This is a genomic window from Terrilactibacillus tamarindi (genome assembly GCF_009718825.1).
Taxonomy (GTDB): domain Bacteria; phylum Bacillota; class Bacilli; order Bacillales; family Sporolactobacillaceae; genus Terrilactibacillus; species Terrilactibacillus tamarindi.
The window spans coordinates 32,654-46,068 of the sequence record NZ_WNHB01000009.1; the positions used below are offsets into that span (position 1 = coordinate 32,654).

A 13,415-nucleotide genomic window follows, 5' to 3' on the forward strand; every position below is an offset into this window, starting at 1 on the left:
ATCAACAATACGTAAGGGATAACACACTATTAAATCATTGGGGAGATTTTTTGAGAGAGAAAAAGAGCTTTTTACTGTACACTTCACTCGTCGTAATACTGTCTGTGACATTGTTAATGAACGTTTCAGTTAATAAGGTTTCCGCTAAAGAGGCTGGTAATCAGAACAGTTTGCAAGCGTCTTTTGTGAAAGCTTCGAAAGAATACCATGTTCCTTTAAGTATACTGATGTCCGTGGCTTATAACGAAACAAGATGGGAACAACACGGTGGTGAACCAAGCACTTCCGGTGGATATGGTGTGATGCATTTAACCCAAGTGAATCGATTACCTGCTGAAGATGCAAAAGGTGATGGAAACCAGCCAAGTTCTGATAAATCAACAGAAAAATACTTACATACATTGGATAAAGCAGCAACATTACTCGGTGCACAGACCAACGACTTAAAGAAAGATCCAGATTTGAATATTCGCGGAGGAGCGGCTATTCTTGCAGAATACGAAAAACAAACTTACGGCAAAATCTCAGATAACCCTGCAGACTGGTATGGAGCAATTGCCATGTATAGCGAATCTGATAATGAATTGACAGCAACAGGATTTGCCGATCAAGTCTATGCCACGATTCAAAAAGGAGTTGAGAAAAATACTTCGGGTGGTGAGCATTTAAAATTAACTTCAGAAGATATTAAACCTAATAAGAAAACGGCCAATTCCCTTCAACTGAAAAAAACGAAAGAGACAAATGTCGATTGTCCAAATGGAGTTGATTGTCAATTCATTCCTGCACTATACCAAGCGTTTTCTTCTAGTCCAGGGGATTATGGGAATTACGATCTTGCAAATCGGCCTTACGATGGCCTCAACATTCGTTATATTGTTATACACGATATTGAAGGTTCTTACGAAGCAGGTATCAATACGTTTCTTCGTCCATCTTATGTCAGTGCTCATTATGTCGTCCGATCATCCGATGGACAAATCACAGAAATGGTGAGACCAAAAGATGTGGCCTGGCAGGCTGGAAACTGGTACATTAACAGTCATTCTATTGGGATCGAGCATGAAGGATATGCTGTTGAAGGAGCATCATGGTATAGTGAACCGATGTATCAGCAATCGGCTAAACTTGTAAAATATTTAGCCAAGGCATACAATATCCCTTTGGATCGACAACATATTCTCGGTCATGATAATGTACCCGGTTTAGATACCAAACATCAACGGGCCATGCACTGGGATCCAGCAGCCTATTGGGACTGGTCTCATTATTTTGAGCTTTTAGGTGCACCTTTTACTTCAAATAGTGTTGCAGTGGATAAATCAAGTGATAATCAAAAAAATAAGCAGATTGTAACCATCAATCCTAATTTTAACAATAATCTACCCACGCTCACTTACAACAATCAGCCATTAGAAGCACGTCCATCAGATTTTGTTTATCTATATTCCGAGCCTAGCTTCCAAGCCCCTCTTCTAGGTGATCCTCTAATTCACCCAACAGGTGCTGGAACTACAGAGATTCAGGACTGGGGAGATAAGGCCGTGAGTGGACAAACTTTTTACCAGGTGGATAAAGACGGTGACTGGACAGCTATAAATTATGGTGGACAAAAGGCATGGTTCTATAACCCTCAAGGGAAGAATTCAACGAAAGGCAAAGGACTTATTATTACACCAAAAGAGGGAATGACTTCTATTCCTGTTTATGGCTCTGCCTATCCAGAAGCTGGAGCATTTCAAAGTCTAGGAGATCCGATTGTATCCAATAAGACTATATATACAATGCCAGCTGGGCAGAAATATATTGGGACAGGCCCGGTTCAATCAGATTATTACTTTGCGAAACTATTTAATCAACCATCTACCTATCACGTCGTAAAAGGAAATGATGAATACTATCAGATTACGTATAATCACCGGATTGCCTTTGTTAAGAAAAGTGATGTTGATATTCTCAAATAAGTATTAAAATCTAATCAAATTATGGGTTATTGTTATTTCAAAAAAGGCTGACGGAGAATCTCCCGCCAGCCTTTTTACTCATCATATTATTAAACAATTTCCCTCTTACCAAGATCCTGCCTTAATAAATCACCACAGGCTCATTCTGCTCTAAATTATCGTACACTTTTTTCATAACACTCGGCGGTGTATTCACACATCCACCCGATCCATTTTTAATGTAGGCTGTATTAGACCAGTTTTTTCGCCATTTGGCATCGTGGAAACCACATCCGCTTGTTGTAAAGGGGGCCCAATAGTTCACTTTGACTGAATAATTCGGATTACCAACTTCACTCCCTGTAAGCGTGGATGGTGAGGCTTTGTATTCGATATACCATACCCCTTTAGGAGTATCTTCATTATAGACATGTGTCCCTGTGACAACATGAGTGGTCACTTGTAGTTTCCCATTTTTGTAGATCCAAATGCGTTGATCCTTGATGGATACCTCCGCGTAGGTGTCTCCAATCCCATTGTTCGCTGTCGTGTGGTAACCGACGCCATTGATATTCCAGCCAACTCCATAGATATTGTAGGCAAGAAGCGATTTATTTCCTTTTTCAAAGGCCTGCTGAATCCGTTTTGTTTCTGCATCGATATCAATTGCCCAACCGTAGGATCCTCCTTTGACTGATATGACTTTTCCTGAATGAGTCTTAAAGGTATAGGGTTTATTTAACGTCGATTTAGAACGATTAAGGTCATCCAACTTTTTCTTAATATCGCTCGGGTCAATCTTATATTTCATATCTTTTGAAATGGTTGCATTGTTAATGACTTCACTACCCTTAAAAGAATATGGTATATTCTGAAGCTTATAATCAACCGTTTGTGAGCGTAGATCTTGCAGCTTTTTCTTTTCTTGTTTGATTGTTTGACTGTCTGCTTTGATCGGTTGTTTTGTTATAGGGTTCAAATGAATTTCACTATTATAAACCTTGTTCTGGTAATCCTTTAATAAACGATTGACATCATATTGCTCTCCATTAACACTTTTGGTAACGACCATTTTACCTTGCACCAAACGAGCTTCAGCGTCCTTGGGTGCTTTTAAGTCCTTATTCATGAATATGAGTTTTTCTTCTAATTTCTTTTTCGCCGTTTGACTTTGTCTCTCATCCGTTTCACTTGGATTTAAAGCATAATTTTTTGCCTTTGAAGAAGGAAAAAACGTCCGTTGTTTCTTTAATAGGTTCTTTACTTCTGACAAATCTTTGTTTGTATATCCCATTTTAGTATCTTTTCCATCATAAATTTTCCTATTACCAATATAGACGACGTTTTTAGATACCGTTTTTTCTAATTTACTTAAAGCTTGTTCCGCCGTTAGTCCACCGACATTTGTGTTATTGATCGTGATATGTTTATTGAAATGGGTTGCCTGATAATAATAAATACCCGAAAATATGAGTGCAATAAGTACAACCACACTGCTTAAGATGATGATGTTTCTTTTACTCATAAACTTGACCTCCAGAAAACGAGTTTACTTATTTATTAGATTTATAATATTAATAAACATCCAACTAAAGTTATAACTTCTAGATTATGTAAAAAAGTTTAATATTGAGTAAGGATTTCCACCTCATTCCCGATAAAAACCGATTTATCTAAATCAACGACTCTCTAAAGTATATATGTAAAAATTTTATTAATATATCGGTGTTTCATTTGCTTGAAAATACTTTCAATATATAAAGACCTGTTTGTAAATTCACACTTAAAACGGTATGCCGTCACTCTTAAGGTTTAATTAAGTATAATCGTTTTGAAACCGGTAAAAATCCTTCTTCTAACCTGATACTCAGCTTCTTCCACTCAATCTGTACTTAGTTTAACATATCATTACAAATATTACATACATATTTCATGTAGACCTTTTATTGTTTAATTAATGAATCAATGCCTTGTCACTACATATATAGACAAGGCATTGTTATTTACATCGTATCGTTCAAGATAAATATTCTATATACGACCAATACACCTTACATTTAAGATTGAATTATCACTTTTATTTCATGTCCAGACATAACTGCTTCAAAACCTTCTCGCCAATTCTCTAATGGAACAATCTTAGTGATCATTCTTTTCGTTGCAATTTTCTTCTCTTCTAATAGATTTAGTGCAATTGGCCAAGAGCTCGGTTTTTGCGAGCGACTACCAATATAAGATAGCTCTCTTTGAATAATAGATTCTTGATCCATCTTATTAAATTTTTCACCGAAGATCCCCACTTGAATACATTGACCTTTTTTCTTTATGAGAGATAATCCTTGATTCACAGCAGGTATCGCTCCAGAGCAATCAAAGACTTTATCTACACCTACTCCTTCAGTTAAAGTTAAAACAATTTGTTCTAAGTTTTCTTTTTGTGTATTAACGATTTGATCAATACCTATCGATTTAGCAAGTTCTAACCTCGGCTCATCCTTTGTTATCCCTGCTAAAATAACATAGGCATTTTGAGCTTTTATCACTTGTGACAGTAACAATCCAATAGGTCCTGGCCCAAAAATAAGGATCTTTTCACGGGGGGTTATCGTTGTTTTTTCAAGTGCAGCATGGACACAACAGGCTAGTGGTTCTGTTAATGCTGCTTCTAATAAACCTACATGCTCAGGGAGTACATGCACACTCTCCTCACGAGAAATCACATACTCTGCAAAGCTACCATTCACCTGTGTCCCTATGCCTTTTCGATCTACGCATAGATTATAGTTTTTTTCCGCACAATATGGACAGGTATTACATGTTTGAAAAGTTGTTTCACTTGTCACTCTATCCCCTATTTTTATCCCTTTTACATTTGGACCGATATCCACCACAATACCTGAAAATTCATGTCCTAAAACAACAGGTGGACGTAAGTTATTATATTCTCCTTTAAACGAATGAATATCAGATCCACATATTCCTGTATAAGCTACTTTAATTTTTATTTGATTTCCTTCGACAACGGGTTCAGGAATCTCTTGAAGGGACATTTCATCATAACCTGGATTCCTTTTTACAAGCGCTTTCATTTTTTAATACACTTCCTTATTTGGAATGATTAAAACCTTATTGTAATCTTGCTTGCGCTGTGTGATCATATCAAATGCCTTCTGTGTATCTTTTAATTCAAATCGATGAGAAATCATCTCTGAAAGTCTTACCTTTCCTGATAACACAAATTGAAGTCCTTTTGTCCATTCGTCACCAGGAAACGGAGCTGTGTATGAATTCCAGAATCCTTTCAAGGTTAATTCTCGTCTAAATATATTTTCAAAGGCTTTCTCAGAAAGTGTCACTTCTGAATAAGCTATCCCCTCATATCCAACTTTTCCTCGTTTACGTGTAATCAATAAACACTGCTCTTGGGTAACTTTGGAACCTGCACACTCCATGGCAATGTCTACACCCATTCCATTTGTATATTCATTAACTTTATCTAAAAGATCATCTTTAAGTGGATTTATAGTGTGACTACAGCCAAAATGTTCAGCTCCCCTAAGTTTTTTATCAGAAATATCAATAGCAATGATATCCTGCACACCGGCTAATTGTAATAGTTGAATATTTAATAACCCGATCGTGCCCGCTCCAAATACAGCAACGGTATCCCCTAATTTTGGTTCAATGTGAAAAACCGCATGACATGCTACAGCTAATGGCTCAATTAATGAAGCCGTCTCAAAATCCAGTTCGCCAATGTTCATCACATTGCTGGCCTTGATGTTCACATATTCTGCAAAAGCCCCGTACAAATTGGCTCCTACCATGTCATAATGCTCACAAAGTGAATATAGACCACGCTTACAATATTCACATTGATGACATGGTATGAAAGGTATCCCTATTACTCGATCACCGACATGAACATGACTAACATCCTTCCCTTTTTCCACGACAATTCCTGAGAATTCATGACCCATTATAGCTGGTAATGTATATTTCCATTTAGTCATCATTTTGTGTATATCTGAACCACATATCCCTGCAGCCATTACTTTTACTTTTACTTCATCCGGTTTACAGTCTGATATACAGAAATCCTCATAAACAATATGATTCGTTTCACGAAGTACTGCCGCTTTCATTCAATCACCTCATATTAGAAAATAGCTGCCCATAACTGAGAGAATTTTAATATTAACCAGTTGAACAAATTTCCACCTAAATCTAAACTTGAAATTTGAGTAGCTCCCTCTGGGATTTTAAAATGTGCCCCAGCCATCATTTGTGTGTGTACCGTTGCAAAATTTGTTGCCATGTAAAGGGTTAATGCAATGACAATAGTTCCTACAATTAATGAATGAATGATATTTCCTTTCCTAGATCCAACGATAAACGCAATGTAAAACGGAATTGTTGCTAAGTCTCCAAACGGTAAAACTTTATTTCCTGGCAGGATGACAGCAAGAAAAAGTGTAATGGGTACTAGTATTAGAGCTGTTGACATCACTGCAGGATGACCGACAGATAACGCCGCATCTAGACCAATATATAATTCACGTCCTTGATATCTTTTATGAAGAAACGCTCGCGCTGCATCAGAAATTGGTATAAGACCTTCCATTAAAATCTTGACCATGCGAGGCATTAACAACATGACAGCACCCATCGAGATTCCAATTTTCAATACTTCGCCGATATCATACCCCGCAAGCAAGCCAATGATCCACCCCAAAATTAAACCCATCATCATTGGTTCACCAAAAATACCAAAGCGTTTCTGTATTGATTCTGGATCAGCATGTAACTTATTTAAACCTGGTATTTTCGCAATAAGGTAACCTATTAATATACCTAGTGGGGCAAAGGAGACTGTTGAGCCAGTCGGAAGAGAAATTCCCTCAAGTCCATAAAATTTTTGAACCATTGGTGCGGTTCGGTCAGCAATAAATAAGACAGCAATTTCATAAAGAAGTGCGCATATGATTGCAAACCAAAAGTTTCCTGTAACAACATACCCCGTCGCTCCTGCTGCAATGAAATGCCAATAATTCCAAATATCAATATCCAATGTCTTCGTGGCTTTGAGCAAAATCAAGATGAGATTGAAACCAAAACAAATTGGGATGAGAACAGCTGCTACAGGAGACGCCCAGGATGCCGCCGCTGCGGAGGGCCATCCTGTATCAATAACCGTTAAATTCAATCCAAAGCGTTCCACCATCTTATGTGCAGCTGGACCCAAATTATTAACCAATAAATCAATAATTAAATTAATTCCGACAAACCCTATCCCTATGGTAATGCCTGAACGGATGGCTTTTTTTACACCGGTACGAAAGACCAATCCCATAATAATGATGGCAATGGGTAGGATAACTGTTGGCCCTAAACCAAGAATATATTGCACTCCAGCTAAAATTCGATCCATAATAATTCCTCCTGAACGGTTATTAAGCTTTCAAGTGATTTAAAATCTTTTGATCTAGTGCTTCAGCTCCAAAACCACTAATATACGCTACTGCATTAAACGCAGGTATTTTATATTCTGTTGGCAAAATGGTTGTCGATACAATTAAATCCGCTTCATTTTGACGTGTTGCAACCTCTGAAATCTTACATTGAATGATTTCACTATGAATGTTGTTATTTTTCAACAATTGCTCTAATCGATCACAAACAATTGTAGATGTAGCAATTCCAGCTCCACATGCGACTAAAATTTTATATTTTTTCATTTTAATTCCCCCTATTAGATATTTCTTCAGTAGTTTTAAAAACAGATACCACATCATCATGACACTTCGCATGGATCAATTGATCCAAACATTGTTTGTCTTGTATCATATACATCAACTGTTGTAACACTTCTAAGTGAGCATGTGGCTCACTCAAGCCTAGTAAAACAACAAGGCTAACGTCTACTTCTTTCGATTGATCGTCCATCAAATGAAAAGAGATTGGATTGAAAAGAGTAATGACTGAGATGAAAGGTTCTATGATACACTCAGGATCCGTGTGAGGGATAGCAACATTGAACTCCCCTACACTTAGACCTGTAGGATAAGATTTTTCACGCTGAAGGATCTTTTTAAAAAAATCTTCATAGACATATACATTTTCTTTTGCAACTTGATGAATCATTTTAAATAATTGTTCTTGATCCTCGCAAACATACTCAGTAAAAATCAATTCATCTTTTAAAAATTGACTGATTCCCATGGCTATAGCCCCTTTATACCTGAATTAACTGAAATAACTTTCTAGTATCATCTGTTTCTAGCATTTTTGATAAAATAGATTCATTAGATGCAAGTTCCATTAATTCCCTAAGTGCATCCAAATGTTGGAGTTTATCAATAGCTGCAATGACCACCACAAAATGGATACGTATTTTTTGATCAACTTCAAGACCTTTTTTGAGCTTTAACAAACTCATGCTAACTTGATTCACTCCATGTTCAGGAGCAACATGTGGGATGGCAACGTTTGACCTTAAAATAATGTTAGGAGATAAAACAGGATACTCAGCCTGCATAGCTGTAATATAACTATTTGTAATGCTTAGATCAGCTAATAGCGGTTTCGATGCTTCATATATTGCTTCTCTCCAATCTCGAACACTTTCTCTGATTACAACGTGTTCTTGTTTGATCAAGTCGTGTAAATGCAATGAACGTTTACGATCTATTTTTTTTCATGTTGATAGGAGAAGTATTCAGCCAGCTCTTTCTGAAGGCTTTCCTTGTCAGTAATTTGCGTATGTCTTTCAATGATTGATAACAAATGATTCATATTTAATGCTGAGGAACCAAAGCCAAAAATGTCTTTTAACACACGTTCTCGGAGCTGAATTTTTTCTAAATCAGTAATAAAATGATCGACAATGAACAACTTTTTATCAGTTTGAATCGGGATAGAAGAGAAAACAATATCGTATGGTTTTACCTCTTTGTGATATTCTCGTAATGACATCGCTGGATAAAAGAAAAATTCAGGGAATAATTTTCTTAACACGCTTTCCATTAATTGTGATATTGAAAGACCCTGAGGACAGACGACAACTGCCCGCTTTTTATCTTCCTTTATTTCTTGATTCGTGATAAGGTGCCCGCTAATAAAAACTGAGATCATGGCCAATTCACTTGTGGGTATATCACAGCCAATGAATTTTTCTAACGGTTTAAAAGCATCTGTGACAATATAGTGAACAGTTTCAAATTCCTTCATCATTTTCTCTATACTTGCGTACTCTGTAGTAAGATGATATTTAATACGATAGTAGGCAGGTTTGATATGCAAAAACAATTTATTTAACAATTCATCTTTCTCTTTAATGACAATGCAGGCTCTCTCTTCGAAGATATCTAAACATTGTTTTATGACCATTTTTAATTTAGGAAGTTCTGAATCCGTCAACAAGGAAGAACCCAATACATTTGATGTTAAGAGTTGAAGTGTCATATATAATTTCTCTTCTTTTGGGACTGTTCGTTCATCTCTTAATATACGTTCAGCAGCTCTATATTCCTTCGTATCTGACAGTTCATCATAATCAATTGAAAATGAACGTTTAACATAGCACCCACGTTCAATTCTTTTCATCATGATGGATATAAGATAAGGTAATATCTTCATTTTTTCATCCGTAAAACGAAGCTGTAATTGTTCTTCAACATCCTCTAACTGTTTGTGATGCTTTTGAATATCTTCCGCTAAAGTCAGATGTTGAATAAAATACTCACCATTGTATATATTTGATACCTTTTCAATAACATCGACTAATAATTTTCGGATATTCCATTCATCGCCAGTTAGATGATACCCCTTGGACCTTGTATAGTTAATTTGTAGATCATATGCTGTTAAATCCTTTTTTGCATGCCTTAAATCTCTTAAAATTGTATTTTTGCTCACTTGCAATGTACTCATAAAGTGAAAGAGAGATAATTCACCTTCATTGCTTATCAGCATTAATAAAAGAAAATAAATCCTTTCTTTTTCTGTTGGAACATACCAAATTTTCTCTGTTTTTATGTTTGATGACAATGCATCTAAAACAGATGGATGCACAATAAAAGCCCCATTTTTTGAACGCCATATTTCAGGAAAGTTGTGTTCTGTAAGCCATTGATTTATTTTCATCATGCTATAACTAATTTGTCTTCTCGAATACTGATATTTCTCTTCTAATTTTTTCTTTGAAATGCTTGGATTCTTTAATATTTCTTGAATTATATTGGTACTCCTTTCATCAAGCTCCATTGGATTTCCCCCTTGTTAGTTTTAATATATGTTGAATTTCCAATAAATGAATGCGCTTTCATTGTCATTTATAAACATTTATATGTTCAACGTGAGACTTAAATCACACTATCTCATGTCTTCATATATTAAATGTTTACTAAAAAATGATGAAAAGAAATTCTAAAAAGTATAACTCTAAGAATACCAAGAATATAAGCATAGCCCTGGATGAATTACTTTAACTTAGAGTTGTAGTTTTGTATAAACGCATAGAAAAAGGAAGATTCAGGCCTTCCGTTTGATCGTTTTTAAAATTGAAATAATCCAAGCACTAGTTAAAAAAGGGGATACCTTCAAACCGCCTGGTACTTGGATGGTATGAAGCAACAAGCAATTCGGCAAAAGCATGCTCTCGATATCTAATTAACCATTATCTATTTCCTTCATATTAAATATTTTTCTCTCAATATAAGTGCATAATTTATGGAATTATATTTAAATCCTACAAATTGTAATACCTTTATCTTATCCCTTTAACACTTTTATGCTTATACGCGTTAAAGTGTAAAAATATTTTATTGACTCCTATTTGATTATTCCATATAATTAGTTCCAATCTAAACGTATTAGAGGTAGGGAGAATAGTAGAATGAAAGACTTTTTCAGTAAGTTGTTAAATGGGATGAGTATAGGAATTGTCGTGGCATTAATACCAAACGCTTTATTAGGGGAAATATTAAAGCTTTTGATTCCTCATTTTCCTGCATTACAACATTTATTAGATATAACGATTATTATTATGAGTTTACTTCCAGTTTTGATTGGCGTCATGGTAGGAATGACATTTAAGTTAACTTCCATCCAGACAGCATGCGTAGGAATAGCGACTATGGTTGGCGGAGGTTCTATTCAAAAAACAGCTGAAGGACTTTTTGCTTTAAATGGCATCGGTATCGTGATAAACACAGGTTTTACAGCTGCACTAACAGTTCTTTTTGTTAAATTGTTTGGTGATCGATTAAAAGCGTATTCGATTCTTTTACTGCCAGCATTAAGTATTTTAGTTCCAGGCATGATTGGGTATATCACTCTTCCCTATGTCAAAACTTCAACTGGACTCATTGGCATTGGTATTGCACATATCACAACCTTGCAACCAGTTGTCATGGGAATGATTATATCGATTGTCTTCTGCCTTCTAATTCTGTCACCACTCTCAACTGTGGGCGTAGCAACGGTTATCTCACTTTCAGGTATTGGTTCAGGAGCAGCAAATCTTGGAATTGTGGCGGCAGGTGTTGGTCTAGCCATTGCTAGTTATAAAGCCAATTCACTTGGAACAGCCTTGGCGCATTTATTAGGCTCTCCTAAAATCCAAATGAGAAACTTTTTTATGAAACCGAAAATTGCAATTCCAATGTTTATCACGGCAGCTGTTCTAGGAGGATTAGCCGGGTTATTAAATGTTCAAGGAACACCTTACAGCGCAGGATTCGGATTATCAGGACTCGTCGGACCATTGAATTATATGAATCTAACCCATGATGGATGGACAACTAAAAATATTTCCATTATGATCAGCATTTTCTTTATTATTCCGATTCTCTTGAACTTAACTTTAATTTATGTTTTTTCTCGGAAGTTAAAAATGATTAAGTCGGAAGATTATAAATTAAATTTTGATTGATAGCCTGTATTTGTCGAAGTGCCTGGCGCTTCGACATTTTAGTAGGAGTTGGTGTTATGAATAAAGACAGTGAGGACTTAGATTTTTTACAAGAACTAGCTAAAAAGATTTCTAAACGATCAAAACAGGCTTCTCCTATTTCTATTGAAGAAGTTTTTGACTTATTTTCCGACACACTAAATAATATGACTCATTTTAGAAGTATTGAGGTACCTATTTTTGTACCTTTCATTATTGAAAAAGAAGATGGGATTTTCACTGCACGATGTCGATCATATTGTAATTGTAGAGGAATGGGATACACTGAGGAAGAGGCAATTGAAAAATTAAAAAAAGATATTGATTTGTACAATAAATCTCTTATAGAAACAGAGAAAAGGATGCGACTAGAAAATATAGTGAACAGAACGTTCGGAAAAGATTTTCTATAAAAATAGATTAAATAAGTTTATGTAATGTCGAAGTGCCTAGCACTTCGACATTTTGAATTTCGTAGCCTATTTGACTATTTTTATCTTATCATCAATACGTAAATATCTGACAAAGTTGTCATCATCAGGAGAAAGACCTGAGCTTTTGAAAACTCCAACAAATCTATATCTGTTAAATCCTAGATTATCTTTGTATTTAGCAAATACAGTTCTTTCTCGACCCAAGTTAATTTCTTCCATATAGTTCTTTTTTCTTTCTTCTACTATGACCTCATCTTGATGTGATTCATCAATATATGACCAATCCTCTGCTAATAAATTGAGCCAACCACTAGCTGCCGATTGGGTACTTCCATTTACAATGATGGAAAGTTTAGGACACCATAACCACATATTGTCTATTATTCTAAACCAACTTTTTTGATATCTTTTAGAATTCTTTCCAAATACAGTATTCGCAATATCTTTTATGTCCTTAAACGATACATCATTGTATATAGATAAATATTCTTGCTGCTTCAATTGGTTTAATTCCTCTTCGTATGTTAGCCATTTTAAAGGAGTTTTTAAAGCCCTACTTTTGATTGATGTTACTATTTCGTTGATTCTATCATTGATCTCTTCAATTGATTTGGTTGCATCAATTCTAAGACATAAAAAATCATCGATGGACTCTTCATTAACAGCGGAAATTATGTCATCCATGCGGAGATTGTCAGCTTCTTGATTATCTTTATGGTATGCTTCATCCACTTCAACTTCAATATGTAATTGTGGAAAATATAGATCCATTAAAGCATGTGTTCCATTTTTTCGTTTGATATATTGTTGGCTAACAGGTTTAAGGTCCATATTATCTAGTTTATGCCAGATAGCCGTTAATATATAATTCTCATAATCTTTTCTTTTAGTGCGTGAAAAAGTCTTAACTAAGTAATCTCGTTTATTCATCTTTACTCTCCCTGTAATAAGTGCCCGCCCACTTCAATAGTAGTTAGAGCCATCAAAACCTCGATGCATCTAGTACTTTTTGAATTTAAATGGGTTAAAATCATTACCTTTTTAGATATAATGCGACATATTCATCTAATCAATTAATTTTCTCTA

General features: G+C 35.5%; 12 protein-coding genes. 3 read left to right on the forward strand and 9 right to left on the reverse strand.

What is annotated here, in order from left to right; all coding sequences use genetic code 11:
* The first annotated feature begins 50 nt into the window (after positions 1 to 50).
* The gene (locus GMB86_RS07125; RefSeq protein ID WP_230459029.1) at positions 51 to 1,964 is read left to right on the forward strand and encodes an N-acetylmuramoyl-L-alanine amidase; all 1,914 of its coding nucleotides are present in this window, start codon (positions 51 to 53) and stop codon (positions 1,962 to 1,964) included.
* A gap of 121 nt (positions 1,965 to 2,085) precedes the next feature.
* Here GMB86_RS07125 and GMB86_RS07130 read toward each other — a convergent pair whose 3' ends face one another.
* The 8 genes from GMB86_RS07130 to GMB86_RS07155 all read right to left on the reverse strand — a co-directional run bounded on the left by GMB86_RS07130 (position 2,086) and on the right by GMB86_RS07155 (position 10,208).
* Positions 2,086 to 3,468: a L,D-transpeptidase family protein gene (locus GMB86_RS07130; protein ID WP_155218164.1), complete on the reverse strand. Its 1,383-nt coding sequence runs from the start codon at positions 3,466 to 3,468 to the stop codon at positions 2,086 to 2,088.
* Positions 3,469 to 4,000: 532 nt separating this feature from the next.
* Positions 4,001 to 5,032 carry a zinc-binding dehydrogenase gene (locus GMB86_RS15480; protein WP_196220151.1) on the reverse strand — a complete coding sequence of 344 codons (1,032 nt, stop codon included), beginning with the start codon at positions 5,030 to 5,032 and terminating at the stop codon, positions 4,001 to 4,003.
* 3 nt (positions 5,033 to 5,035) lie between these two features.
* Positions 5,036 to 6,088 carry a galactitol-1-phosphate 5-dehydrogenase gene (locus GMB86_RS15485; protein WP_196220152.1) on the reverse strand — a complete coding sequence of 351 codons (1,053 nt, stop codon included), beginning with the start codon at positions 6,086 to 6,088 and terminating at the stop codon, positions 5,036 to 5,038.
* Between the two features lie 14 nt (positions 6,089 to 6,102).
* Positions 6,103 to 7,374 carry a PTS galactitol transporter subunit IIC gene (locus GMB86_RS07140; protein ID WP_155218166.1) on the reverse strand — a complete coding sequence of 424 codons (1,272 nt, stop codon included), beginning with the start codon at positions 7,372 to 7,374 and terminating at the stop codon, positions 6,103 to 6,105.
* A gap of 22 nt (positions 7,375 to 7,396) precedes the next feature.
* Entirely contained in the window at positions 7,397 to 7,681 is a 285-nt protein-coding gene (locus GMB86_RS07145) for a PTS sugar transporter subunit IIB (protein ID WP_155218168.1), read from the reverse strand.
* 1 nt (position 7,682) lies between these two features.
* Positions 7,683 to 8,165, reverse strand: a complete 483-nt coding sequence (locus GMB86_RS07150) for a PTS sugar transporter subunit IIA (RefSeq protein ID WP_155218170.1) — start codon at positions 8,163 to 8,165, stop codon at positions 7,683 to 7,685.
* Positions 8,166 to 8,178: 13 nt separating this feature from the next.
* Positions 8,179 to 8,601: a PTS sugar transporter subunit IIA gene (locus tag GMB86_RS15735; RefSeq protein ID WP_230459030.1), complete on the reverse strand. Its 423-nt coding sequence runs from the start codon at positions 8,599 to 8,601 to the stop codon at positions 8,179 to 8,181.
* Positions 8,602 to 8,630: 29 nt separating this feature from the next.
* Positions 8,631 to 10,208, reverse strand: a complete 1,578-nt coding sequence (locus tag GMB86_RS07155; protein ID WP_230459031.1) for a BglG family transcription antiterminator — start codon at positions 10,206 to 10,208, stop codon at positions 8,631 to 8,633.
* A 631-nt stretch (positions 10,209 to 10,839) separates the two neighbouring features.
* Here GMB86_RS07155 and GMB86_RS07160 point away from each other — a divergent pair.
* Together GMB86_RS07160 and GMB86_RS07165 are read left to right on the forward strand one after the other, a co-directional pair.
* Complete coding sequence (locus GMB86_RS07160; RefSeq protein ID WP_155218172.1) at positions 10,840 to 11,877, forward strand: PTS transporter subunit IIC; 1,038 nt, start codon at positions 10,840 to 10,842, stop codon at positions 11,875 to 11,877.
* A 56-nt stretch (positions 11,878 to 11,933) separates the two neighbouring features.
* Positions 11,934 to 12,308: a type II toxin-antitoxin system HicB family antitoxin gene (locus GMB86_RS07165; protein WP_155218174.1), complete on the forward strand. Its 375-nt coding sequence runs from the start codon at positions 11,934 to 11,936 to the stop codon at positions 12,306 to 12,308.
* A gap of 66 nt (positions 12,309 to 12,374) precedes the next feature.
* Here the strand turns inward: GMB86_RS07165 and GMB86_RS07170 are convergent, their stop codons facing one another.
* A complete protein-coding gene (locus GMB86_RS07170) occupies positions 12,375 to 13,259 on the reverse strand; it encodes an AbaSI family restriction endonuclease (protein WP_155218176.1) in 885 nt (294 codons plus the stop codon).
* Positions 13,260 to 13,415 lie beyond the last annotated feature (156 nt).

What these genes read in the sequence shown, in the direction of transcription:
- GMB86_RS15485 (WP_196220152.1), bottom strand. Translation starts at nt 6,088, where the DNA reads ATGAAAGCGGCAGTACTTCGTGAAACGAATCATATTGTTTATGAGGAT.
- GMB86_RS07140 (WP_155218166.1), bottom strand. Translation starts at nt 7,374, where the DNA reads ATGGATCGAATTTTAGCTGGAGTGCAATATATTCTTGGTTTAGGGCCA.
- GMB86_RS07130 (WP_155218164.1), bottom strand. Translation starts at nt 3,468, where the DNA reads ATGAGTAAAAGAAACATCATCATCTTAAGCAGTGTGGTTGTACTTATT.
- GMB86_RS07170 (WP_155218176.1), bottom strand. Translation starts at nt 13,259, where the DNA reads ATGAATAAACGAGATTACTTAGTTAAGACTTTTTCACGCACTAAAAGA.
- GMB86_RS07145 (WP_155218168.1), bottom strand. Translation starts at nt 7,681, where the DNA reads ATGAAAAAATATAAAATTTTAGTCGCATGTGGAGCTGGAATTGCTACA.
- GMB86_RS07165 (WP_155218174.1), top strand. Translation starts at nt 11,934, where the DNA reads ATGAATAAAGACAGTGAGGACTTAGATTTTTTACAAGAACTAGCTAAA.
- GMB86_RS07150 (WP_155218170.1), bottom strand. Translation starts at nt 8,165, where the DNA reads ATGGGAATCAGTCAATTTTTAAAAGATGAATTGATTTTTACTGAGTAT.
- GMB86_RS07155 (WP_230459031.1), bottom strand. Translation starts at nt 10,208, where the DNA reads ATGGAGCTTGATGAAAGGAGTACCAATATAATTCAAGAAATATTAAAG.
- GMB86_RS07160 (WP_155218172.1), top strand. Translation starts at nt 10,840, where the DNA reads ATGAAAGACTTTTTCAGTAAGTTGTTAAATGGGATGAGTATAGGAATT.
- GMB86_RS15480 (WP_196220151.1), bottom strand. Translation starts at nt 5,032, where the DNA reads ATGAAAGCGCTTGTAAAAAGGAATCCAGGTTATGATGAAATGTCCCTT.